Raw genomic sequence first — 21,591 nt, 5'->3', positions numbered from 1 at the left:
GCGCGCCGCGCTCATGCTGCGCCCTCGACGTCGCCGGCCCGACGCGCGATCAGCCGGTGCACGCGCTTGCCGGACGACGCACTGACCACCTCGTGCTCGTCGATCACGTGCATGCCGGCGCCGAGCGCCGCATGCATCCGCGCCGAATCGAGCGGCGTGTACAAGCGACCGCGCTCGTCGCGCAACGCGCCGTTGCCGGCCACCCGCCAGCTCAGGTACAACGTGCCGCCGGACATCAGCAGCGCGGCCAGCCGCGCGGCCGCCGCCGCGGCATCCGCCTGTTCGAGATGCATGACGACCGTCTCGCACAACACGTTTCGAAACGCGCCGGACGGCACGCCGGCGAGCGCCGGCAGCGCAGCCAGCTCGAACGTCAGCGACGGGTGGCGCAGGCGCGCCTCGGCGAGCAGCGCGGCGCTCGCATCGTAGCCGCGCACGTCGAATCCCCGTGAAGCGAGCCACGCGGTATCGCGCCCCGCGCCGCAGCCGACGTCGGCCGTCGGCCCCGGCGAGAAATACTGCTCGAGCAGCGCATACATGTCGTCGGGGGCGGCCTGGTCGAGCCAGTCCTGCGCGTATTGCGCGGCATGGGCTTCGTAGGCATCGAGAGTCGGGCGATCCACCATGTCGATAGCTCCGCGTACGCGTCCTGTCGTGCGACGCACCCCGCATCTTAGCCGTTGCGCATCGCGCGTGGTGTGGTGGGCGACGCGCGGTACCTGCGCGGCCGACGTGTCAGACATGCGAGTGCGCGCCGCCATGGACAGGGCCCGAGCGCCGCTCGACCTCGCGGCGCACGTCGCCGCGCAGGCCCATGAAGAACGCGACTTCCGCGACGACGAACAGCGGCCCGACCATCAGCCCGACCAGGTCGTCGACGAACGCGGGCTTGCGCCCCTCGAACCAGTGCCCGACAAACTGCACGATCCAGCCGACCACGAACGCGCCGATGCCGATCCCGAGCCATCGCGCGGTCGGCAGCAGCGCGAGCGTCTGCGCGGCCCACAGGCCGAGTGCGAACAGCGCGGTCATCACCACCCCGAAGCGCAGGTCGAGGCGCAGGTAGAACGCCGCGAACGCCACCGCGAGCAGCAGCGCCGGTGACAGAGCGATACCGGCCAGCGTGCCGAGCGCCGGCCGCGACAGCAGCACCTCGACCGCGAACACGATCATCGGGATGCCGACCAGATGCGTCGCGATGTTGCGCGCGTCGCGATGGTAGGCCGCATACTGGGAAAGGTGGTCTTCGAGCGTCTTCATGGTGTCTCCTGAACGATCATTGAGCGCTATGATGCGCGTCACGCCCGAGAACCTCTGTCAGCTACCCGACATCGCGTGCCCATGCCCTCGCCGCTCGCCCCCTACCTGCCGCAGATCGCAGCGCACCCGTGGTTCGCCGCGCTGCCGCCCGCGTTGCGCGACGACCTGCTCGCCCGCGCCGCGTTGCGGCGCCTGCCGGCCGGCCACGCGCTGTTTCGCCGCGGCGACCCGCCGTGCGGGCTGTATGCGGTGCTGGCCGGTTCCCTCACCATAGGCGCGGTCGATCCGCAGGGCAAGGAAGCGCTGCTGATGGTCGCCGAACCCGTCACATGGTTCGGCGAGATCGCGCTGTTCGACGGCCAGCCGCGCACGCACGACGCGATCGCACTCGACGACACGCTGCTGCTGCACGTCCCGCAGGCCGCGCTGCTCGCGACGCTCGACACGACGCCGCAATACTGGCGGCAGTTCGCGCTGTTGATGGCGCAAAAGCTCCGGCTGAGCTTCCTGACCGTCGAATCGATGAGCGTGATGCCGGCCGCGCAGCGGCTGGCCGCACGGCTGCTGATGATCGCCGACGGCTACGGCGGGATCAGCGCCGGCCGCACGCGCATCCGGCTATCGCAGGAAAAACTCGCGGCGATGCTGTCGCTGACGCGGCAGACCACCAACCAGCTGCTGAAGGCGCTGCAGGCCGACGGCGTCGTGCGGCTGCATGTCGGCGAGATCGAACTCGTCGACGTCGACGCGCTGCGCCGCGCGAGCGGGCTGCCCGACCACACGTACTGACCATGTCCCGACACCGCCGCCGCGCAATCGCCGCAACGCCGCATTCCCGCCGGCATCGCATCGCGCTATCGTGGCGGCTCGTTCACCCTCCCCGCATCCACGCTTGAACACGTCCACCGTCACTACTCCTTCCCGCCACGCGTGGCCCGTATTCGTCGCGTTCCTGCGACTCGGCCTCACGTCGTTCGGCGGGCCCGTCGCGCATCTCGGCTACTTCCGCGACGCGTTCGTCACGCGGCGCGGCTGGCTGACCGAACGCACGTATGCGGATCTCGTCGGCCTGTGCCAGTTCCTCCCGGGGCCGGCGAGCAGCCAGGTCGGGATGGCGATCGGCCTGTCTCGCGCGGGCTATGCGGGGATGTTCGCCGCGTGGCTCGGCTTCACGCTGCCGTCGGCGCTGCTGATGATGCTGTTCGCGCTCGGCGTGAACGCGACGGGCATGCCGGTCGCGGCGGGCGCGCTGCACGGGCTGCGCATCGTGTCGGTCGCGGTGATCGCGCAGGCGGTGTGGGGCATGGCGCGCACGCTGTGCCCGGATGCGCGCCGCGTCACGCTGATGGTGATCGCGGCCTGCATCGCGCTGCTCGTGCCGGCCGCATGGCTACAGGTGGCCGTGATCGTCGCGGCGGGCGCAGCCGGTCTCGTGCTGTTGCCCCAGCCCGACCGCGGCGCCCACGATCCATTGCCGCTGCACGTGTCGAACCGCGCGGGCGTGCTGTGGCTTGTCCTGTTCGCCGCGCTGATCGTCGTCTTGCCGGTCGCGGCCGGTGCGTTTCATTCGAGCACGCTCGCAGTGATCGACGCCTTCTTCCGCACCGGCGCGCTCGTGTTCGGCGGCGGGCACGTGGTGCTGCCGCTGCTGCAGGCCGCCGTCGTCGCGCCGGGCTGGATCGGCGATTCCGCGTTCCTGGCCGGCTACGGCATCGCGCAGGCCGTGCCGGGGCCGCTCTTCACGTTCTCGGCCTTCCTCGGGGCATCGCTGCGCGACGCGCCGAACGGCTGGCTCGGCGGAACGATCGCGCTCGTGTCGATCTTCGCGCCGTCGTTCCTGCTCGTCGCGGGCACCGCGCCGTTCTGGGAACGCCTGCGCCGCAGCACGCGCATGCAGGCCGCGCTCGCGGGCGTGAACGCGGCCGTCGTCGGGCTGCTGCTGGCCGCGCTCTATCACCCGGTGTGGAGCGACACGATCGTGTCGCCGCGCGACTTCGCGGCCGCGCTCGTCGCGTTCGTCGCGCTCGTGTTCTGGCGCGTGCCGCCGTGGGCCGTCGTGATCGCCAGTGCGGCGCTCGGCTGGTTGTCGGGGATGATCGTCTGATCCGGCGAATGCCGCGCGTCGATTCACGCCCGACAAAAACAACAAAGCCCTCGTGACGAGGGCTTTTCTTGGGGTGCCGCGCGCCGCAAAGGCGCGCGGGACGCCTGGACTTACGCGAAGTTCTTCGCCGCGAAGTCCCAGTTCACGATGTTCCAGAACGCTTCGACGAACTTCGGACGTGCGTTGCGGTAGTCGATGTAGTACGCGTGTTCCCACACGTCGATCGTCAGCAGCGGCTTGTCGGCCGTCGTCAGCGGCGTGGCGGCGTTGCTCGTCGACACGATGTCGAGCGAACCGTCGGCCTTCTTCACGAGCCATGCCCAGCCCGAACCGAACGTGCCGACCGCGGCCTTCGTGAACGCTTCCTTGAACGCGTCGTACGAACCCCACTTCGCGTTGATCGCGTCGCCCAGCGCGCCCGACGGTGCGCCGCCGCCGTTCGGCGACAGGCTGTTCCAGAAGAACGTGTGGTTCCAGATTTGCGCGGCGTTGTTGAAGATGCCGCCCGACGACTTCTTCACGATCTCTTCCAGCGACAGGCTTTCGAACTCCGTGCCCGGGATCAGATTGTTCAGGTTCGTCACATAAGCCTGATGGTGCTTGCCGTAGTGGTACTCGATCGTCTCTTTCGAGATGGTCGGCGCGAGTGCGTCTTCAGCGTACGGGAGCGGCGGGAGCGTATGAGCCATGGCGATTCCTTCGTTGAGTATGTAGGGAGGCTGTGTTGAATGCTGCCGAGCGTCCGATTGTAGGCGAGTCCGAATATCCCCGCAAACTCACGGGCATTTATCCGCGGTATGCAGAAAATCGGCGCTGACGCTTCATCCGGCAGGACGAGACGACGATGCGCAGCCTCCGTTCCCGCGTCCGGCACGCCCGGTGCATCCGGACCGCCGGGTGCGTGACCTTCGTTTCGCTTACGCCGCCGCCACCGCCGTCGTCAGATCGCATCGGTCAGCCGCGGCTGCACGTCGGCGAGCGATACGTCGGCCGAGCCCTCGGCGAGATGCACGGTCAGGCGGCGCTGCGGTTTCAGCGCATTCGGCGCGCGCACCGCGCGGCCGGTCTGCGTGTCGATCAGCGCCGCGTAGCCGCGCTCGAGCGTGCGCTGCGGGCTCAGCACCTCTAGCCGCGCCGCGCAGGCCGACACGCGCGCGGTATCGCGCTCGTGACGGCGCTGCAGCGCCACCGTGAGACGTTGCGACAGCCCTGCGAGCGCATGGCGCGCCTGCGCCGGGTCGGGCCGCGCGCGCTGCCAGCGCAATTGCGCGAGCGCGAAACGCGCACGCGCGTCGCGCACCGGCCGCGACGCCGCCGACGCGAGCCGCACCGCCAGCTGTTCGACATGGACGCGCTGCCGCTGCAGCCGTTCGGCCGGGCTGACGAGCCGGCGCGCGAGCCAGTCGAGCTGCTGCGCACGCTGCTCGAGCCCGCGTTCCAGGCTGCGTGCAAGCACGCGCTGCCGGTCGGCAACCTCGCGCAACAGCAACGCGCGCTGCGGACTCGCGAGCTCGGCCGCGCCGGTCGGCGTCGGCGCGCGCAGGTCGGCCGCGAAGTCCGCGATCGTGAAATCGGTTTCGTGGCCGACGCCGCTGACGACCGGCAGTTCGCTCGCCGCGATCGCACGCGCGAGCGCTTCGTCGTTGAACGACCACAGATCCTCGATCGACCCGCCGCCGCGACAGACCAGCAGCACGTCGACCTCGCGCCGCGCGTTCGCGGTCTGCACGGCCGCGACGAGCTTCTCGGCCGAGCCCGCGCCCTGCACGGGCGCCGGATAGACGATCACCGGGATGTGCGGCGCGCGGCGCGCGAGCGTGGTCAGCACGTCACGCAGCGCGGCGGCCTGCAGCGACGTGACGATGCCGATCGCGCGCGGGTGCGCCGGCAGCGGCCGCTTGCGCTCGGGCGCGAACAGGCCTTCGGCCTCGAGCTGCGCCTTCAGCCTCAGGAACGCCTCGTACAGGCGCCCTTGGCCGGTGCGCCGCACGGCCTCGACGTTGAGCTGCACTTCGCCGCGCGGCTCGTACATCGTGACGACCGCGCGCACCTCGATCCGGTCGCCTTCGCGCGGCGTGAATTCCGCGTACTGCGCGCGACCGCGAAACATCACGCAGCGCATCTGCGCCTGCTGGTCCTTGATCGAGAAATACCAGTGGCCGCTCGCGGCGCGCGTGAAATTCGACACTTCGCCCGAGATCCACAGCAGCGGAAACGAGCGCTCGAGCATCGTCGAAATCGCGCGATTGAGCGCCGAAACGGGAATCACTTCGTCGCCGCCGCGAGTGGCGCCGGGAGCGGAAAAAGGAGAGTCGGAAAGCATGGGCGGTCGAATGAATGCTGGCGGCGACACGATAGTCCGACGCGCGCGCGGCGTCCAGCGCCGGCCGCCCGCGCTGCAACACGCGGAAGGTGTCCACACTCTGGCAATCGTCCATCAAAAACGCTTGAAAACCGCGGAAAAAACCAGACGATTCCACACAACACATTGATTTTTATAGTTTTTTAAACCTTACGGTTTGATTTGCCATCGATTCGATGTCCACCTGGCGGGCGTTTGACGCGAACAGGCAGGGAGTTTTTCACAGAGTTATCCACAGCCCGCCCCGATCCGGCCCCATCGAGGGCGTCGCCCGGCCGCGCTTGCCGCGCCCGCGTGCGGCGCGCTAGAGTGCCGCCTTCCGAAGACCTTGCGGCATGCGCCGCCCAACGGAGAATCCGTCTTGACGAATCCGTCCCACGCCGCGGCGCACGACGCGCCGCGCCCGGCCCGATGAGCGCGCCCGGCAGCCCGCTCGCGCGGCTCGAAGCGCGCCTCACGCGCGAATGGCAGCGGCGCGGCGCCCTCGCGTGGGCGCTCACGCCGTTCGCGTGCGTGTTCGGCCTGTGCGCGGCGCTGCGCCGCACGGCCTACGCGCAGGGCTGGAAGCAGCCGGTCGACGTCGGCGTGCCCGTCGTCGTGGTCGGCAACGTGACCGTCGGCGGCACCGGCAAGACGCCGACCGTGATCGCGCTCGTCGACGCGCTGCGCGCGGCCGGTTTCACGCCGGGCGTCGTGTCGCGCGGCTACGGCGCGAACGTGAAGGCGCCCACCGCGGTCACGCCCGCGTCGCGCGCGAGCGCGGCCGGCGACGAACCGCTGTTGATCGCGCGCCGCACCGGTGCGCCCGTCTGGGTCTGCCCCGACCGCGTCGCGGCCGCGCAGGCGCTGCGCGCCGCGCATCCTGACGTCGACGTGATCGTCAGCGACGACGGCCTCCAGCACTACCGCCTCGCGCGCACGGTCGAGCTCGTCGTGTTCGACCACCGGCTCGGCGGCAACGGCTTCCTGCTGCCGGCCGGCCCGCTGCGCGAGCCGCTGTCGCGCCATCGCGACGCGACGCTCGTCAACGATCCGTACAGCGGCGCGCTGCCGCCGTGGCCCGATACCTATGCGCTCGCGCTGACACCGGGCGCCGCCTGGCACCTCGACCAGCCGGCGCTGCGCCGCCCGCTGTCGCAATTCGCGAACGAGCGCGTGCTCGCCGCGGCCGGCATCGGCGCGCCGGAACGCTTCTTCGCGACGCTGCGCGCGGCCGGCCTCGCGCCGGCGACGCGCGCGCTGCCCGACCATTACGCGTTCGCCGACAATCCGTTCGTCGACGACGCGGTCGATGCGATCCTGATCACCGAGAAGGATGCAGTAAAATTGGGCGCTTCCTGGCGCGACGCTCGGCTGTGGGTCGTCCCCGTCGAAGCCGCGCTCGATCCTCGCCTCATTGCCCTCGTTGTGGAGAAACTCCGTGGACGCTCGCCTGCTTGAAATCCTTGTGTGCCCTATCTGCAAAGGCCCGCTCCACTATGACCGCGCCGCGCAGGAGCTGATCTGCAACGCCGACAAGCTCGCCTACCCGATCCGCGACGGCATCCCCGTGATGCTCGTCGACGAAGCACGCCAGACCGTCGAAGGCACGCCGGTCGACCCCGCCGGCCCGGCGGGCAGCTAAACGCCGCACCGCTGTACCGGCGCCCGGCCGCAGTTCGCCCGCGGCCGCGTGCCGGACCCTGCCGAGCGGCCTGCCTTCGACGCGCCGCCCGCCCCGCTCTTCTCACCGACCCGCCCCGATGACTCATCCGCAGCCCTTCATCGCCGTCATTCCTGCCCGGCTCGCGTCGACGCGCCTGCCGAACAAGCCGCTCGCCGATCTCGGCGGCAAGCCGATGGTCGTCCGTGTCGCCGAACGTGCGCGCGAAGCGGGTGCGCAGCAGGTGCTCGTCGCGTCCGACGCGCAGAGCGTGCTCGACGCGGCCCGCGAGCACGGTTTCGAAGCGGTGCTGACGCGCGCCGACCATCCGTCCGGCACCGACCGGCTCGCGGAAGTCGCCGCGACGTTCGGGTGGCGCGACGACACCGTCGTCGTCAACGTGCAGGGTGACGAGCCGCTGATCGACCCCGCGCTTGTGCGCGACGTAGCGTCGCACCTCGCCGCGCATCCGGACTGCGCGATCGCGACCGCCGCGCACCCGATCCACGACGCGGCCGACGTGTTCAACCCGAACATCGTGAAGGTCGCGCTCGACGCGCGCAACGTCGCGATGTACTTCTCACGCGCGCCGATTCCGTGGAGCCGCGATGCGTACCAGCCGCACTGGCCCGACGTCGCGGCCATGCCGGCGCCGGCCTTTCCGGTCTTCCGCCACATCGGCCTCTACGCGTATCGCGCGCGTTTCCTGCGCACCTATCCGTCGCTCGCGCAGGCGCCGATCGAGCAGGCCGAGCAGCTCGAACAGCTGCGTGCGATGTGGCACGGCGAGCGCATCGCCGTGCTGATCACCGAGCATGCGCCCGAAGCCGGAATCGACACGCCGGCCGATCTCGCGCGCGTGCAGGCCCTTTTTCGGCCGGGTTCAAAATAACCCGTGGCATAATCAGGCGATTGTGCGAGCCGTCCGCGACCCGCGCGCCTCGCTTGCCCCCGCCACGGCCCGTCCCGGCAGCCGCACGTCGCTTTTCGCCGACGCGCCGCATCAGACCGGTCCGCCGCGCGCAAGGCAAGCCCCGCGCATGCTGTCGCCGACGCTTTTGCGTCTCGCCACACGAATCTACATACCGGAGATATCACCATGCGTTTGATCCTGTTGGGTGCGCCCGGCGCGGGCAAGGGTACCCAGGCAAATTTCATCAAGGAAAAGTTCGGCATCCCGCAGATCTCGACGGGCGACATGCTGCGCGCGGCCGTCAAGGCCGGCTCGCCGCTCGGCGTCGAGGCGAAGGGCTACATGGACGCCGGCAAGCTCGTGCCGGACGCCCTGATCATCGGCCTCGTGAAGGAGCGCCTGAAGGAATCCGACTGCGCGAACGGCTACCTGTTCGACGGCTTCCCGCGCACGATCGCGCAGGCTGACGCGATGAAGGAAGCCGGCGTCGCGATCGACTACGTGCTCGAAATCGACGTCCCGTTCTCGGAGATCGTCGAGCGCATGAGCGGCCGCCGCACGCACCCGGCATCGGGCCGCACGTACCACGTGAAGTTCAACCCGCCGAAGGTCGAGGGCAAGGACGACGTGACGGGCGAACCGCTGATCCAGCGCGACGACGACAAGGAAGAAACCGTCAAGAAGCGTCTCGAAGTGTACGAAGCGCAGACCAAGCCGCTGATCACGTACTACGGCGACTGGGCGCAGCGCGGCGAGGAAAACGGCCTGAAGGCCCCGCAGTATCGCAAGATCTCGGGCCTCGGCAGCGTCGATGAAATCCGAGAGCGTGCGTTCGACGCACTGAAGTGAGCATCGCGTCGTGCACCGCAAGCCGCCCTTTCCGGGCGGTTTTTTTTCGTCCGTTTCGTCTGCGTTGTCGATTCGGTCCGTTTCCTCCGACCTGGATTCGCACGACCGTGCCGGTCTCGCCGACGCCCGGCGGCGCCCCGTACAATCGATCGAATGTGTGCGTCGCGTGAACCGGCCCGGCGGCCTATCCTCCGATCGACCGGCATCGGACCCAACCAAGGAGACAGTGATGGAGATTCGCGGCAACGTCTTTCTGATCACGGGCGGCGCATCGGGCCTCGGCGCCGGAACGGCCCGCATGCTTGCGCAGGCCGGCGGCAAGGTCGTGCTCGCCGACCTGAACGAGGCGGCCGGCACGGCGCTCGCGAGCGAGCTGGGCGGCCTGTTCGTGCGCTGCGACGTGTCGAGCGAGACCGACGCGCAGGCGACCGTCGACGCCGCGACGCGCGCGGGCACGCTGCGCGGCCTCGTGAACTGCGCGGGCATCGCGCCCGCCGCGAAAACCGTCGGCAAGGACGGCGCGCATCCGCTCGACGTGTTCGCGAAGACGATCAACGTGAACCTGATCGGCACCTTCAACATGATCCGGCTCGCGGCGGCCGCGATGGCCGCGACCGCGCCGAACGACGGTGGCGAACGCGGCGTGATCGTCAGCACCGCATCGGTCGCCGCCTACGACGGGCAGATCGGCCAGGCCGCGTATGCGGCGTCGAAGGCCGGCGTCGCAGGCATGACGCTGCCGATCGCACGCGACCTGTCGCGCAGCGGCATCCGCGTGATGACGATCGCGCCCGGGCTGTTCGAGACACCGATGCTGCTCGGTATGCCGAAGGACGTGCAGGACGCGCTCGGCGCGATGGTGCCGTTCCCGCCGCGGCTCGGCAAACCGGACGAATACGCGATGCTGGTGCGCCAGATCGTCGAGAACCCGATGCTCAACGGCGAAGTGATCCGCCTCGACGGCGCGATCCGGATGCAGCCGAAATAAATGCGAACAGCTGCAAACGAAAAACGCCCGCGATGCGGGCGTTTTGACGTTCCGGGTTCCAGCGATACGGCGAGGGCTCAGTCCTCGCCGTCGCGCTGCATCCGCTGCCGCAACTCGGTCACCTGCGATTCGACGACGGTCGCGTCGTCCGCCTCGGGCCGCTCACCCAGATACTGCTCGAGATCCTCGAGCGCGGGGCGCAGATAGTCGAGCCGCGCATACGCGAAGCCGCGATCGCGCACCTCGTCGAGGTGTTCGGGCAACAGGATCACGAGCCGCTGCTGCACCGCGAGCAGCCGCTGCCACCGTTCCGTCTGCAGATAGATCGTCTTCAGGTTGCGCAGCATCCGCGCGATGATCTCGCGGCTCGTGGCCGGCTGCAGCAACGCGCGCAACGCGCTGTCGACCGCGCCCGCCGCACGCGCGACGTACGGCTCGAGCATCTCGACCATCTCGGCTTCGGACAGCGAATGGCCGTTGGTCGGATCGATGATCAGGTCGCCGTCCGGCAGCGTCACACGCAGCAGGAAGTGGCCGGGGAACGACACGCCGCGCGCCGGCACGCCAATCTGCTCGGCGAGCTCCAGGTACAGCACCGACAGCGAGATCGGAATCCCGCGCCGCCGCTTCAGCACCGCGTTCAGGTGGCTGTTATCGGGGTCGTAGTAATCGTTGTGATTGCATGCGAAGCCGAGTTCGCGGAAGAAGAATTCGTTCAGCGCGGCGACGCGGTCCTTCAGGTCCGCATCGTCGGCGAGCCGGCGGCTCAGCCGCGCGGCCAGCATGTCGATTTCGGCCAGCGTACCCTGCAGGTCGAGGTCGGGATACGCGTCCTGCGCGAGCGACAGCGCGGTTTCCGTGACGGGCAGACTGTCGTCGTCCGCCACGAGCGTGCTGAAGTAGTCGAGGACGCGGGTCATTGCGGTCGTCACTTGGCGCGCCTTCTGAAGTAAGCGTATTTGAAGCCCATCACCCACAACATACCGAAATATAGTGCAGCGAACAGCACGAGGCACGCGGCCATCAGCGCAATGCGATCGAGCGGCTGCGCACGCATGCCGGTCCAGTCGAAGCTGATCGCGCACCAGTGCATCAGGCCCGCGAGCACGAGCGCCGCGCCGATCAACTGCACGAAGAAGCGCAGCCAGCCCGGCGACGGCTGGTAGATGCCGCGCTTGCGCAGCCCGAGGAACAGCAGCAGCGAGTTCAGGCATGCACCGACGCCGATGCTCAACGTGAGGCCCGCATGGCCGATCAGCGGCACGAACACGTAGTTCGAGATCTGCGTGACGATCAGCACGCCGATCGCGATCTTCACGGGCGTCTTGATGTCCTGCTTAGCGTAGAAGCCCGGCGCGAGAATCTTGATCAGGATGATGCCGACGAGACCGATCCCGTAGGTCGCGAGCGCGCGCGCGACCATCGTGACCGTATGCCCATCGAACTTGCCGTAGTTGAACAACGTCGCGGTGAGCGGCGTCGCGAAGAAAAACAGCGCGAGCGCGCTCGGCGCCGCGAGCAGGAACGTGACGCGCAGCCCCCAGTCGAGCAACGCCGAATATTCATGCGAATCGGCATCGACGTGCGCCTTCGACAGGCTCGGCAGCAGGATCGTGCCGAGCGCGACACCGAGCAGCGCGGTCGGGAATTCCATCAACCGGTCGGCGTAGTTGATCCACGACACCGCGCCCTGCCCGAGCCGCGACGCGATGTTGGTGTTGATGATCAGCGACAGTTGCGCGACCGACACCGCGAACGTCGCGGGCACCATCTTGGCGAGCACGCGCTTCACGCCGGGATGACGCAGCGCGCGCGCCGGGTTGAGGCCGATCAGCGGCACCATGTCGATCTTCTTCAGCCCCGGCAGCTGCACGAGGAACTGCAGCACGCCGCCCACGATGACGGCCCATGCGAGCGCGTAGACCGGCACCTTCAGATGCGGCGCGACGAACACGGCCGCGGCGATGAACGCGACGTTGAGCAGCACCGGCGCGAACGCCGGCAGCGAGAAACTCTTGTAGGTGTTCAGCACGCCGGAGGCGAGCGTCGTCAGCGAGATGAACACGATGTACGGGAACATGATCCGCGTCATCGTGACCGCGAGCGGGAACGCCTGCCCGTCGGTGTGCAGGCCGGACGCGACCGCGAACACGACCCACGACGCGCCGGCGATCCCGAGGACCGACAGCACGGCGAGCGCCCAGGCGAGCACGGTCGACATCGCGTCGACGAGCGCCTTGGTCGCGTCGTGCCCCTGCTGGTTCTTGAACTCGGCCAGGATCGGCACGAACGCCTGCGAGAACGCGCCTTCGGCGGACAGGCGGCGCAGCAGGTTCGGAATGCGGAAAGCGACGTAGAACGCGTCGGTGTATTGACTGGCGCCGAACGCACGGGCGATCAGCGTCTCGCGGGCCAGTCCGGTCACGCGCGACAGCAGCGTGAAGCCGCTGACCGTCAGCAGGGCTCGGAATAGATTCATGGGGCGCTTATTATACGGACGTTGCGTGTCCCGGCACGGACGGATGCCGAAAAGGGCGCACGTCGCCGGCGCCCCCGTCCGGCCGACGTCACGTTGACCTTGCCACACGCTTGATTTTGTTGCTATAATCGCCGGTTTCTGAGCCTGTTACATGCACGGCGCCTGTCGTTTTCATGTCTCGGCCTCGGTTAAAATCACCGTTTTTTATGCGCCCCTGGGCAATCGCTCTCAGGGGACGGATCGAAAAGCAGCGCTTGGCCGTCAGGCTCCAAGCTCTGGAAACAGGACAGGATAAGGAACCGTCATGGCTAACTCCGCACAAGCACGCAAGCGCGCCCGCCAAGCCGCGAAGGCAAATTCGCACAACTCGGCGCTGCGCTCGAAATTCCGTACCGCGATCAAGTCGGTTCGCAAGGCTGTTGAAGCCGGCGACCAGGCAAAGGCTGCCGAGCTGTTCAAGGCTGCCGTGAAGACGATCGACACGATCGCCGACAAGAAGATCGTTCACAAGAACAAGGCCGCTCGCAGCAAGAGCCGCCTCGCCGCAGCCGTCAAGGGTCTGCAGGCAGCAGCGTAAATCCGGCGTGCCCGCTTCGGCGGGCGCTCCTGTTTCCTGCGATCGCAAAAAAGCCCGCCTAGGCGGGCTTTTTTGTTGCGCGTCGTCCGTGCATCGCGCCGGGCGACTGCCGGACGCGGGCGCGGCATGCGCCCTCGCCCGTCGAATTCACTTCTTTTCGTTGTAGTCCGGCAGTTCGCACGCCTCGGTGACGACGAGGTTGTTGTCCTTCGCGAAGTTCAGCACGAAATCGAACGCCATCGGCTCGATGTCGCGCAGCCGGGAATCGAGGATCACGCATTTCAGGTCGCCGAGCATCGTCGGGCGCACGTACAGCGAATATTTCAGGCGCGCGTTCGGCCCGCTCGCACCCGGCCCGAAGCAGGCCATGACGCCGGCCAGACGCTCCGACCAGTCGCTCGGGCGAAATTTTTTCCCGTCTTTCGTGATGCCCTGGATGAAGAATTCGGTCGGAGGGGTTTCAGCCATGTGGTTACCCAAGTGACGGCCCGGCAATGTCCAGGCGACGGCGCCTGGACACGCGAACACAAGGCTGGGGGGACGGCGGCACACGCGCTTCGATATCCCGAAAAACAGGCCGTCGATGCGTGCCGCCGGCGCGCCGCACCGGATTTGTGCAGCGCACGGCTTGTGTCCGGCAGAACGCGAAAAGCCTTGCCTGCCGGGCTGGAGAAAACTTTTGAATTATACCGCAGCGCGCCATCGCGCGTCGTGCCGCCCCCCCTCTTCCGACACCCTCCGTCGCCCGCCCCGATCGCTCCCCGCTTTTCTTCGTGGCTCGTCAAAGCACAGAAAATCCTTTATGCTGCTTTGAGTTATCCACACCCGACGGCGGCGCCGTCCGGCCCCGCTGCCGGGTGAGACCCGCCGTATTTCGCTTCATGACCGCCAAAACCATTCGTCACTACCTGCAGTTCAAGGATTTCTCGCTGGAAGACTACGAGTACGTGCTCGAACGCACGGGTATCCTGAAGCGCAAGTTCAAGAACTACGAGACCTATCACCCGCTGCACGACCGCACGCTCGCGATGATCTTCGAGAAGAGCTCGACGCGCACGCGGCTGTCGTTCGAAGCCGGCATCTTCCAGCTCGGCGGCCACGCGGTGTTCATGAGCACGCGCGACACGCAGCTCGGCCGCGGCGAGCCGGTCGAGGATTCCGCGCAGGTCATCTCGCGGATGGTCGACATCATCATGATCCGCACGTTCGAGCAGGACGTGATCACGCGCTTCGCGGAGAACTCCCGCGTGCCGGTGATCAACGGCCTGACCAACGAATACCACCCGTGCCAGGTGCTCGCCGACATCTTCACGTACTACGAGCACCGCGGCCCGATCGCCGGCAAGACGGTCGCGTGGGTCGGCGATGCGAACAACATGCTGTACACGTGGATCGAAGCCGCGCAGATCCTCGGCTTCAAGCTGCGCCTGTCGACGCCGCCGGGCTATGCGCTCGACATGAAGCTCGTGTCGCCGGACAGCGCGCCGTTCTACGAGGTGTTCGACGATCCGAACGAAGCGTGCAAGGGCGCCGATCTCGTGACGACCGACGTGTGGACGAGCATGGGCTTCGAAGCCGAGAACGAAGCGCGCAAGCAGGCGTTTGCCGACTGGTGCGTCGACGAGGAAATGATGGGCCACGCGAACCCCGACGCGCTCTTCATGCACTGCCTGCCCGCGCACCGCGGCGAGGAAGTGACGGCCGGCGTGATCGACGGCCCGCAGAGCGTCGTGTGGGACGAGGCGGAAAACCGCCTGCACGTGCAGAAGGCGCTGATGGAGTTCCTGCTGCTCGGCCGCCTCAAGCACTGACCGCAGCACTCGCGCGCCGCCGGAACCCGGCGGAATATGAACAAAAAGCACCGATCGACGATCGGCGCTTTTTGTTTGTACGGGGCGAAGCGAATGAAACGCGCGGGACGAAAACCGACGTTAAAGGCACACCGGCTCGGGTTCGAGCTCGACGCCGAACCGCTCGCGCACGTCGTCCTGGATCGCCCGCGCCAGCGCGAGCACGTCGGCGCCCGTCGCGCCACCGCGATTCACCAGCACGAGCGCCTGCCGCTCGTGCACGGCCGCCGCGCCGAGCGCGCGCCCTTTCCAGCCGCAGCGGTCGATCAGCCAGCCGGCCGCTAGCTTCACCTGCCCGTCCGGCTGCGGATACGACACGACGTCCGGCGCGCGCGCGCGCAGCGCGTCGAACTGCGCGTCGTCGATCACCGGATTCTTGAAGAAACTGCCCGCGTTGCCGAGCACCAGCGGATCGGGCAGCTTCGCGCGGCGGATCGCGACGACCGCGTCGAACACGTCGAACACGTCGAGCGGCGTCGCCGCGTCCGGCGCGATGCCACGCGCGTCGAGTTCGCGCGTGACGTCCGCATAGCCGAGTCGCGGCGTCCAGCTTTTGGGCAGCCGGAACGTCACCGCGACGATCGCGAAACGGCCGCGCCCTTCCCGCTTGAAGAAGCTGTCGCGATAGCCGAACGCGCAGCGCGCGGCGTCGAAGCGCTCGCTGCGCCCCGTCGCGAGTTCGACGGCGACCAGCGAGTCGAAATACGTCTTCATCTCGAGGCCGTACGCGCCGATGTTCTGGATCGGCGCGGCGCCGACGGTGCCCGGAATCAGCGCAAGGTTCTCGAGGCCCGGCATCCCGTGCTCGAGCGTCCACGCGACGAACGTATGCCAGCTCTCGCCGCCGCCGGCCTCGACGTACCATGCATCGTCGTCCTCGCGCACAACGCGGCGGCCGGCGATCTCGTCGAGCAGCACGACGCCGTCGAAATCGCGCGTGAACACGACGTTGCTGCCGCCGCCGAGCACGAGTTGCGGCAGCGACGCGACGCGCGGGTCGCGGTGCAGCGCCTCGAACTGCGCGGCGTGCGTGATGCGCGCGGCAAAGCGCGCCTTCGCGGCGATGCCGAACGTGTTGTGCGCGGCGAGCGGATGGTCGGGGAGCAGCGACAGGGCGGAATCGTCAGAAGGCATCGGTATTCGCGGTCACGTCCGCCGGGCGGGCGCACGGCCGGCCTTGGGCAAACGGAGGGGCATCGGTAAAATGGCAAACAGTCCGCAATTATAGCGAGTGCCCGCGCGCAAGCCGGGCGCCCGCATCTCAAGGGAGAATGCCATGCCATCGTTCGACGTCGTTTCCGAAGCGAACATGATCGAAGTGAAGAACGCCATCGAGCAGTCGAACAAGGAAATTTCGACGCGCTTCGACTTCAAGGGCTCCGACGCGCGCGTCGAGCAGAAGGAGCGCGAGCTGACGCTGTTCGCCGACGACGATTTCAAGCTCGGCCAGGTCAAGGACGTGCTGATCAACAAGCTCGCGAAGCGCAACGTCGACGTGCGCTTCCTCGACTACGGCAAGGTCGAGAAGATCGGCGGCGACAAGGTCAAGCAGATCGTCACCGTGAAGAAGGGCGTGACGGGCGACCTCGCGAAGAAGATCGTCAGGCTCGTGAAAGACAGCAAGATCAAGGTGCAGGCGAGCATCCAGGGCGACGCGGTGCGCGTGGCCAGCACGAAGCGCGACGACCTGCAGAGCGTGATCGCGATGCTGCGCAAGGACGTGACCGACACTCCGCTCGACTTCAACAACTTCCGCGACTGATCGACGCCGCCAATCCCGACGTCAGCCGCGCAGTCAACCGCGCCGTCAGCCGATCACGCCGCGCCGCCGGGCCCCGCACACGGGGCGCCCCGGCGGGCCGCAGCAATCCCCTTCCTCAGACCTTCCCGCCGTCCTGCGCACCGCCGTCGGAGGCTGCCTTCTTCTTGTCGCCGATCCGGCTTTCCTGCCCGGCCAGCAGCTTCGAGATGTTGCCGCGGTGACGCCACACGAGCAGCACGCTCATCGCCAGCACGGCCCATGCGACGGGGTTGTGGCCGGTGCCGAACAGGAACACGTCGAACACCGGTGCGAACACGGCCGCCACCAGCGCCGCGAGCGACGAATAGCGGAAGAAGAACGCGACGATCAGCCAGGTCAGCGCGGTCGCGAGGCCGAGCACCGGGTGCACGGCGAGCAGCACGCCGGCTGCGGTCGCGACGCCCTTGCCGCCCTGGAAGCGGAAGAACACCGGATACAGGTGGCCGACGAACACGGCGATCGCGACCCACGCGACGGCGACGTCGGACAGCCCGAAGTGCCGCGCGAGCCAGACGGCGAGCCAGCCCTTGAATGCGTCGCCGACGAGCGTCAGGATCGCGGCCTTCTTGTTGCCGCTGCGCAGCACGTTGGTCGCGCCGGGATTCTTCGACCCGTACGAACGGGGATCGGCCAGGCCCATCGCGGCGCTGACGACAACGGCGAACGACACCGAACCGATCAGGTAGGCAACAAGTGCGGCGAGCAGGATCTGCATGCGGAGAACTCTTCTTTCAACGTATCGGTAAAGGGACGGCCGGGCGCGGCATGCCGGCCGGTTGCGGCGGGTGCCGTCGCGGCGAACCGCTGGCAGGCCGTGGCGGCCGGCCGTGCGGGCCGAGCGGGCCGAGCGGCCGAAACGGCGCTCATTCTACCGAACGAGCACGGCCTGCCACGAAGGTGAAACCCTCAGTCGACACTCGCGCACTGCACGGGTGTCGCACCGAGCAGCGTCGTGAGCACCGCCGGCGCGAGGCTGACGAGGTAGCCGCGACGGCCGCCGTTCAGGTAGATCGTCGGCAATTCGAGGATGGTCGACTCGACGTACACGGGCATCGTCTTGCGCGTGCCGAACGGCGACGTGCCGCCGACCAGATAGCCGGAATGGCGGTTCGCGACGTCGGGCTTGCACGGCTCGACGCGCTTCGCGCCGATCTGCCGAGCGAGGTTCTTGGTCGACACCGTGCGGTCGCCGTGCATCAGCACGATCAGCGGCTTCGCGTGCTCGTCCTCCATCACGAGCGTCTTCACGACGCTATGCTCGTCGACGCCGAGCTGGCGCGCCGACTCGCCGGTGCCGCCGTGCTCGACGTAGTCGTACGGATGCTCGTCGAATGCGACGCCGTGGCGGCGCAGCAGCTGGGTCGCGGGTGTCTCGGACACGTGTCTGGATTTGCTCATGGCGGCATTTTAATGGCGAACGACCGGCGGGCGGTCGTCATCGCGCGATCGCACCCTCTCGTGATCGCGGCAGCGTGCCGCGCACCGGCGGTATACTCGCGGCCCTTTTGTCCCGGGGTCCCGGGCGAGCGCGCCTGTCGCCGCGGCGCCCCCTCCGTCATCATTGCGGACATCGCGAAGTGCTATTGCCCGATTGACCGATTGTGGCGCACCCGCCGTCATGGCACGATCGTTCGCAAAACTCGCCGCGCCGCCGCCCGGCCCTTCTTCTGGAGACGCCATGTCCTCGCCTGCCCGCCCATCCGCGCCGCTCGACGTCGCGGCACTGCTCGCCGCGCTGCCCGGCCGCATCGCCGACGTGCCCGCCCGCTGGGCCGCGCATGCGCCCCCGCATCCGGCGCTGATCGAGGACGCGCGTCGCCTGTCGTACGCCGAGCTGTCGCAGGCCGTCGATGCGGCCGCCGAGCGGCTCGCGCGCCTTGGCGTGCGCGGCGGCGATCGCGTGATGATCGTCGCGGAAAACAGCGTCGCGCAGATCGTGCTGCTGTTCGCGGTCGCGCGCGTCGACGCATGGGCGCTCGTGTCGAACGCGCGGCTGTCGGCCGGCGAACTCGATGCGATCGCCGCGCACGCACGGCCGAAGCTGATCGCGTTCGCGACGGAAGCATCGCCCGATGCGCGCACACACGCGGCGCGCTACGACGCGACGCCCGCCGACGCGCTGCCGGTCGACATCGGCGCCTGGTCGTACCGCGTCGACACGAACGCGCCCGGCGAGCCGGTGGCGACCGACGGAGCCGCGCAGTGCGCGGCGCTGATCTACACGACCGGCACGACGGGTACGCCGAAAGGCGTGATGCTGTCGCACCGCAACCTGCTGTTCATCGCGGCGACGTCGAGCGCGCTGCGCGGCGTGTCGCCCGACGACCTCGTCTATACGGTGCTGCCGGTATCGCACGTGTACGGGCTCGCGTCGGTCTGCCTCGGCAGCCTGTACGCGGGCGCAACGCTGCGGCTCGCGCCGCGCTTCTCGCCGGAGGCCGTGCGTGTCGCGCTCGCCGACGAAGGCGTGACGATCTTCCAGGGCGTGCCCGCGATGCACGCGAAGCTGCTCGAGCACCTGCACACGCACGCGCACGCATGGCGCGCGCCGCGGCTGCGCTTCGCGTATTCGGGCGGCTCGCCGCTCGACGCCGACCTGAAGGCGCGCGTCGAGCGCGTATACGGCGTGCCCCTGCACAACGGCTACGGGATGACCGAGAGCAGCCCGACGATCACGCAGACGCCGCTCGACGCGCCGCGTACCGACTGCTCGGTCGGCGTGCCCATCCCGGGCGTCGAGATGCGGATCGTCGGACCGGACGGCGCCGACGTGCCGCCAGGCGAAGTGGGCGAAATCCGTGTGCGCGGGCCGAACGTGATGCTCGGCTACTACCGCAACGCGGATGCGACGCGCGCGGCCGTGTCGCCCGACGGCTGGCTCAGCACTGGCGATCTCGCGCGCCGGGAAGCGGACGGCTCCGTGACGATCGCGGGCCGCAGCAAGGAGCTGATCATCCACTCGGGCTTCAACGTGTATCCGGTCGAGGTCGAACAGGTGCTGAACGCGCACCCGGACGTCGTGCAGGCGGCCGTCGTCGGCCGCGCGGTCGAGGGCAACGAGGAAGTGCTCGCGTTCGTCGAGCTGGTGCCGGGCGCGACCGCGACCGAGGCCGCGCTGCAGGCATGGTGCGCGGAACGGCTCGCGCCCTACAAGCGCCCCGCGCGCATCCGCGTGCTCGATGCGCTGCCCGCCGCGTCGACGGGCAAGGTGCTGAAGCACAAGCTGCGCGATCTCGCGTGATGCGCGGCGCCAGCCGCATCCCGCGCGTGGGCCGGCGCGCGCCGCGCTAGCCGCGCGGGTGATGTTGCGCGTGCAGCGTCTTCAGCCGCTCGCGCGCGACGTGCGTGTAGATCTGCGTGGTCGAGATGTCGCTGTGGCCGAGCAGCAGCTGCACGACGCGCAGGTCGGCGCCGTGGTTCAGCAGGTGCGTCGCGAACGCGTGCCGCAGCGTATGCGGCGACAGGTGCGCGCGCACGTCGGCGTGCTGCGCGTGGCGCTTGATGATGTTCCAGAACTGCTGGCGCGTCATCCCGTCGCCGCGCGCGGTCACGAACAGCGCGTCGGCCGCGCGCGCGCCGAGCAGCGCCGGCCGCGCGTCGCGCAGGTAGCGCTCGATCCAGCCATGCGCGACTTCGCCGAACGGCACGAGCCGCTCCTTCGAACCCTTGCCCATCACGCGCACGACGCCCTCGTTGAGCCCGACCTCGACGGTCTTCAGCGTGACGAGCTCGCTCACGCGCAGCCCGCTCGCGTACATCAGCTCCAGCATCGTGCGATCGCGCAGGCCGAGCGGCGTGCCGATGTCGGGCGCGCCGAGCAGCGCCTCGACCTGCGCCTCGGACAGCGTCGACGGAAACCGCGCGGCCTGCTTCGCCGACGTGATCCGCAGCGTCGGGTCCGCGCTCGCGCGATGCTCGCGCACGGCCCAGCCGTAATAGCGACGGAACACCGATAGCCGCCGGTTCGACGACGTCGCCTTGCCGTCGCTGCGCGCGCCGATGTAGCCGGTCACCATCGTCTCGTCGGCCGAGTCGAGCGACGTATCGTGCGTCGCGGCCAGCCATTGCGAAAACAGCATCAGATCGCGCCGGTACGCATCGAGCGTGTTGCGCGCGAGCCCGTGCTCGAGCCACAGCGCGTCGCAGAACACGTCGATCGACGCGCGGCTCGCGAGCAGCGCGGGCGATGCCGCGGCCTCGTCGCCGGTGGCGTCGGACGCGGAGTCGGGGGAAAGCAACGGTTCACTCATCGGTACGGCACGCCTTCGTGCGCCAGCAGCCAGCGCTTCACTTTCTGGTAATAGCCATTGTCATCGTGGTTCGCGAAGCCGCCGAGGCCACCTGCCGCGACGACGCGATGGCACGGGATCACGAGCGGGAAATAGTTCGCGCCGCACGCCTGGCCGACCGCGCGCGGCGCGCTGCCGATCCGCTTCGCGACCTGTCCGTAGGTCAGCACCGTGCCGGGCGGAATATCGCTGATCACGTTCCACACACGATGCTGGAAGGCACTGCCGACGTCGGCGAGCGGCAGGTCGAAGCGTGCCGACGCGCGCTCGAAATAACGTTCGATCTGCTTGACCGCGCGCTTCGCGAGCAGTGAATCCGGATCGACCGACTTGACCGACTCGGGCAGATAGACGATCTCGCGCACCACCGCGGCATCGGTGCGGATGCCGACCTTGCCGAACGGTGCGTCGATGACTGCGTTGAACATGAGCTTCTCCTCACCGGTGAAACGCGCGGCGCCGCCGCGCGCCGACGAC

Annotated in this window: 23 protein-coding genes; 11 read left to right on the top strand and 12 right to left on the bottom strand. The window is 68.6% G+C overall.

Features of this window, described 5'->3' with window-relative positions; genetic code table 11:
- Nucleotides 1-11: 11 nt before the first annotated feature.
- On the bottom strand, nt 12-626 hold the full coding sequence (locus tag DIE23_RS20130) for a methyltransferase domain-containing protein (protein WP_124613737.1): 615 nt from the start codon (nt 624-626) through the stop codon (nt 12-14).
- A gap of 109 nt (nt 627-735) precedes the next feature.
- A complete protein-coding gene (locus DIE23_RS20125) occupies nt 736-1,260 on the bottom strand; it encodes a DUF962 domain-containing protein (RefSeq protein WP_124613736.1) in 525 nt (174 codons plus the stop codon).
- 81 nt (nt 1,261-1,341) lie between these two features.
- Here DIE23_RS20125 and DIE23_RS20120 point away from each other — a divergent pair, with 81 nt between their 5' ends.
- The gene (locus DIE23_RS20120; protein ID WP_124613735.1) at nt 1,342-2,049 is read left to right on the top strand and encodes a Crp/Fnr family transcriptional regulator; all 708 of its coding nucleotides are present in this window, start codon (nt 1,342-1,344) and stop codon (nt 2,047-2,049) included.
- 103 nt (nt 2,050-2,152) lie between these two features.
- On the top strand, nt 2,153-3,364 hold the full coding sequence (chrA, locus tag DIE23_RS20115) for a chromate efflux transporter (RefSeq protein ID WP_124613734.1): 1,212 nt from the start codon (nt 2,153-2,155) through the stop codon (nt 3,362-3,364).
- Between the two features lie 110 nt (nt 3,365-3,474).
- On the opposite strand, the gene sodB is transcribed toward chrA, so the two are convergent.
- On the bottom strand, nt 3,475-4,053 hold the full coding sequence (gene sodB / locus DIE23_RS20110) for a superoxide dismutase [Fe] (RefSeq protein WP_124499809.1): 579 nt from the start codon (nt 4,051-4,053) through the stop codon (nt 3,475-3,477).
- Between the two features lie 251 nt (nt 4,054-4,304).
- The gene (gene xseA, locus DIE23_RS20105; protein WP_124613733.1) at nt 4,305-5,687 is read right to left on the bottom strand and encodes an exodeoxyribonuclease VII large subunit; all 1,383 of its coding nucleotides are present in this window, start codon (nt 5,685-5,687) and stop codon (nt 4,305-4,307) included.
- Nucleotides 5,688-6,137: 450 nt separating this feature from the next.
- Here xseA and lpxK point away from each other — a divergent pair, with 450 nt between their 5' ends.
- From lpxK to DIE23_RS20080, 5 genes are all read left to right on the top strand, one after another.
- A complete protein-coding gene (lpxK, locus tag DIE23_RS20100; RefSeq protein WP_124613732.1) occupies nt 6,138-7,166 on the top strand; it encodes a tetraacyldisaccharide 4'-kinase in 1,029 nt (342 codons plus the stop codon).
- Entirely contained in the window at nt 7,147-7,350 is a 204-nt protein-coding gene (locus DIE23_RS20095) for a Trm112 family protein (RefSeq protein ID WP_006750935.1), read from the top strand. The genes lpxK and DIE23_RS20095 overlap by 20 nt, the downstream gene beginning before the upstream one ends.
- Before the next feature lie 118 nt (nt 7,351-7,468).
- On the top strand, nt 7,469-8,260 hold the full coding sequence (gene kdsB / locus DIE23_RS20090) for a 3-deoxy-manno-octulosonate cytidylyltransferase (RefSeq protein WP_124613731.1): 792 nt from the start codon (nt 7,469-7,471) through the stop codon (nt 8,258-8,260).
- A 207-nt stretch (nt 8,261-8,467) separates the two neighbouring features.
- Nucleotides 8,468-9,130, top strand: a complete 663-nt coding sequence (gene adk, locus DIE23_RS20085; RefSeq protein ID WP_124499805.1) for an adenylate kinase — start codon at nt 8,468-8,470, stop codon at nt 9,128-9,130.
- Nucleotides 9,131-9,359: 229 nt separating this feature from the next.
- A complete protein-coding gene (locus DIE23_RS20080) occupies nt 9,360-10,118 on the top strand; it encodes a 3-hydroxyacyl-CoA dehydrogenase (protein ID WP_124613730.1) in 759 nt (252 codons plus the stop codon).
- A gap of 77 nt (nt 10,119-10,195) precedes the next feature.
- On the opposite strand, the gene DIE23_RS20075 is transcribed toward DIE23_RS20080, so the two are convergent.
- Nucleotides 10,196-11,038, bottom strand: coding sequence for a SirB1 family protein (locus tag DIE23_RS20075; protein WP_124613729.1), 843 nt, complete (start codon nt 11,036-11,038; stop codon nt 10,196-10,198).
- Nucleotides 11,039-11,046: 8 nt separating this feature from the next.
- Nucleotides 11,047-12,597 (bottom strand): murein biosynthesis integral membrane protein MurJ, encoded by a 1,551-nt coding sequence (gene murJ / locus DIE23_RS20070; protein ID WP_124613728.1) that lies wholly within the window; start codon nt 12,595-12,597, stop codon nt 11,047-11,049.
- Between the two features lie 304 nt (nt 12,598-12,901).
- On the opposite strand from murJ, the gene rpsT reads away from it, so the two are divergent.
- On the top strand, nt 12,902-13,174 hold the full coding sequence (gene rpsT, locus DIE23_RS20065) for a 30S ribosomal protein S20 (protein WP_006482211.1): 273 nt from the start codon (nt 12,902-12,904) through the stop codon (nt 13,172-13,174).
- A 147-nt stretch (nt 13,175-13,321) separates the two neighbouring features.
- Here the strand turns inward: rpsT and DIE23_RS20060 are convergent, their stop codons facing one another.
- Complete coding sequence (locus DIE23_RS20060) at nt 13,322-13,642, bottom strand: DUF3579 domain-containing protein (RefSeq protein WP_006762342.1); 321 nt, start codon at nt 13,640-13,642, stop codon at nt 13,322-13,324.
- A 413-nt stretch (nt 13,643-14,055) separates the two neighbouring features.
- Here DIE23_RS20060 and argF point away from each other — a divergent pair, with 413 nt between their 5' ends.
- Nucleotides 14,056-14,985: an ornithine carbamoyltransferase gene (argF, locus tag DIE23_RS20050; RefSeq protein WP_014896237.1), complete on the top strand. Its 930-nt coding sequence runs from the start codon at nt 14,056-14,058 to the stop codon at nt 14,983-14,985.
- A 120-nt stretch (nt 14,986-15,105) separates the two neighbouring features.
- Here the strand turns inward: argF and murB are convergent, their stop codons facing one another.
- The gene (murB, locus tag DIE23_RS20045) at nt 15,106-16,164 is read right to left on the bottom strand and encodes a UDP-N-acetylmuramate dehydrogenase (RefSeq protein ID WP_185646500.1); all 1,059 of its coding nucleotides are present in this window, start codon (nt 16,162-16,164) and stop codon (nt 15,106-15,108) included.
- A gap of 136 nt (nt 16,165-16,300) precedes the next feature.
- On the opposite strand from murB, the gene DIE23_RS20040 reads away from it, so the two are divergent.
- Nucleotides 16,301-16,786 carry a YajQ family cyclic di-GMP-binding protein gene (locus DIE23_RS20040; RefSeq protein WP_124613726.1) on the top strand — a complete coding sequence of 162 codons (486 nt, stop codon included), beginning with the start codon at nt 16,301-16,303 and terminating at the stop codon, nt 16,784-16,786.
- Between the two features lie 115 nt (nt 16,787-16,901).
- Here the strand turns inward: DIE23_RS20040 and plsY are convergent, their stop codons facing one another.
- Nucleotides 16,902-17,540: a glycerol-3-phosphate 1-O-acyltransferase PlsY gene (gene plsY, locus DIE23_RS20035; RefSeq protein ID WP_124613725.1), complete on the bottom strand. Its 639-nt coding sequence runs from the start codon at nt 17,538-17,540 to the stop codon at nt 16,902-16,904.
- Between the two features lie 191 nt (nt 17,541-17,731).
- Entirely contained in the window at nt 17,732-18,223 is a 492-nt protein-coding gene (gene ybaK, locus DIE23_RS20030; RefSeq protein WP_121859523.1) for a Cys-tRNA(Pro) deacylase, read from the bottom strand.
- Between the two features lie 280 nt (nt 18,224-18,503).
- Between ybaK and DIE23_RS20025 the strand changes: the two genes are divergently transcribed.
- Nucleotides 18,504-20,066, top strand: a complete 1,563-nt coding sequence (locus tag DIE23_RS20025; RefSeq protein WP_124613724.1) for a class I adenylate-forming enzyme family protein — start codon at nt 18,504-18,506, stop codon at nt 20,064-20,066.
- A 46-nt stretch (nt 20,067-20,112) separates the two neighbouring features.
- Here the strand turns inward: DIE23_RS20025 and xerD are convergent, their stop codons facing one another.
- Both xerD and DIE23_RS20015 read right to left on the bottom strand, forming a co-directional pair.
- Nucleotides 20,113-21,075, bottom strand: coding sequence for a site-specific tyrosine recombinase XerD (gene xerD, locus DIE23_RS20020; protein WP_124613723.1), 963 nt, complete (start codon nt 21,073-21,075; stop codon nt 20,113-20,115).
- Nucleotides 21,072-21,542, bottom strand: coding sequence for a methylated-DNA--[protein]-cysteine S-methyltransferase (locus DIE23_RS20015; protein WP_124613722.1), 471 nt, complete (start codon nt 21,540-21,542; stop codon nt 21,072-21,074). Before DIE23_RS20015 ends, xerD begins: the two co-directional genes overlap by 4 nt.
- Between the last annotated feature and the right edge of the window lie 49 nt (nt 21,543-21,591).

This window comes from Burkholderia sp. Bp9143 (assembly GCF_003853645.1).
Classification (GTDB): domain Bacteria; phylum Pseudomonadota; class Gammaproteobacteria; order Burkholderiales; family Burkholderiaceae; genus Burkholderia.
The sequence above is the reverse complement of the archived record's forward strand: the minus strand, read 5'-3'. Positions and strand labels throughout refer to the sequence as shown.

Coding starts and splice junctions, on each gene's coding strand:
- DIE23_RS20130 (WP_124613737.1), bottom strand. CDS start 626: ATGGTGGATCGCCCGACTCTCGATGCCTACGAAGCCCATGCCGCGCAA.
- DIE23_RS20125 (WP_124613736.1), bottom strand. CDS start 1,260: ATGAAGACGCTCGAAGACCACCTTTCCCAGTATGCGGCCTACCATCGC.
- DIE23_RS20120 (WP_124613735.1), top strand. CDS start 1,342: ATGCCCTCGCCGCTCGCCCCCTACCTGCCGCAGATCGCAGCGCACCCG.
- sodB (WP_124499809.1), bottom strand. CDS start 4,053: ATGGCTCATACGCTCCCGCCGCTCCCGTACGCTGAAGACGCACTCGCG.
- xseA (WP_124613733.1), bottom strand. CDS start 5,687: ATGCTTTCCGACTCTCCTTTTTCCGCTCCCGGCGCCACTCGCGGCGGC.
- lpxK (WP_124613732.1), top strand. CDS start 6,138: ATGAGCGCGCCCGGCAGCCCGCTCGCGCGGCTCGAAGCGCGCCTCACG.
- kdsB (WP_124613731.1), top strand. CDS start 7,469: ATGACTCATCCGCAGCCCTTCATCGCCGTCATTCCTGCCCGGCTCGCG.
- adk (WP_124499805.1), top strand. CDS start 8,468: ATGCGTTTGATCCTGTTGGGTGCGCCCGGCGCGGGCAAGGGTACCCAG.
- DIE23_RS20080 (WP_124613730.1), top strand. CDS start 9,360: ATGGAGATTCGCGGCAACGTCTTTCTGATCACGGGCGGCGCATCGGGC.
- DIE23_RS20075 (WP_124613729.1), bottom strand. CDS start 11,038: ATGACCCGCGTCCTCGACTACTTCAGCACGCTCGTGGCGGACGACGAC.
- murJ (WP_124613728.1), bottom strand. CDS start 12,597: ATGAATCTATTCCGAGCCCTGCTGACGGTCAGCGGCTTCACGCTGCTG.
- rpsT (WP_006482211.1), top strand. CDS start 12,902: ATGGCTAACTCCGCACAAGCACGCAAGCGCGCCCGCCAAGCCGCGAAG.
- DIE23_RS20060 (WP_006762342.1), bottom strand. CDS start 13,642: ATGGCTGAAACCCCTCCGACCGAATTCTTCATCCAGGGCATCACGAAA.
- argF (WP_014896237.1), top strand. CDS start 14,056: ATGACCGCCAAAACCATTCGTCACTACCTGCAGTTCAAGGATTTCTCG.
- DIE23_RS20040 (WP_124613726.1), top strand. CDS start 16,301: ATGCCATCGTTCGACGTCGTTTCCGAAGCGAACATGATCGAAGTGAAG.
- plsY (WP_124613725.1), bottom strand. CDS start 17,540: ATGCAGATCCTGCTCGCCGCACTTGTTGCCTACCTGATCGGTTCGGTG.
- ybaK (WP_121859523.1), bottom strand. CDS start 18,223: ATGAGCAAATCCAGACACGTGTCCGAGACACCCGCGACCCAGCTGCTG.
- DIE23_RS20025 (WP_124613724.1), top strand. CDS start 18,504: ATGTCCTCGCCTGCCCGCCCATCCGCGCCGCTCGACGTCGCGGCACTG.
- xerD (WP_124613723.1), bottom strand. CDS start 21,075: ATGAGTGAACCGTTGCTTTCCCCCGACTCCGCGTCCGACGCCACCGGC.
- DIE23_RS20015 (WP_124613722.1), bottom strand. CDS start 21,542: ATGTTCAACGCAGTCATCGACGCACCGTTCGGCAAGGTCGGCATCCGC.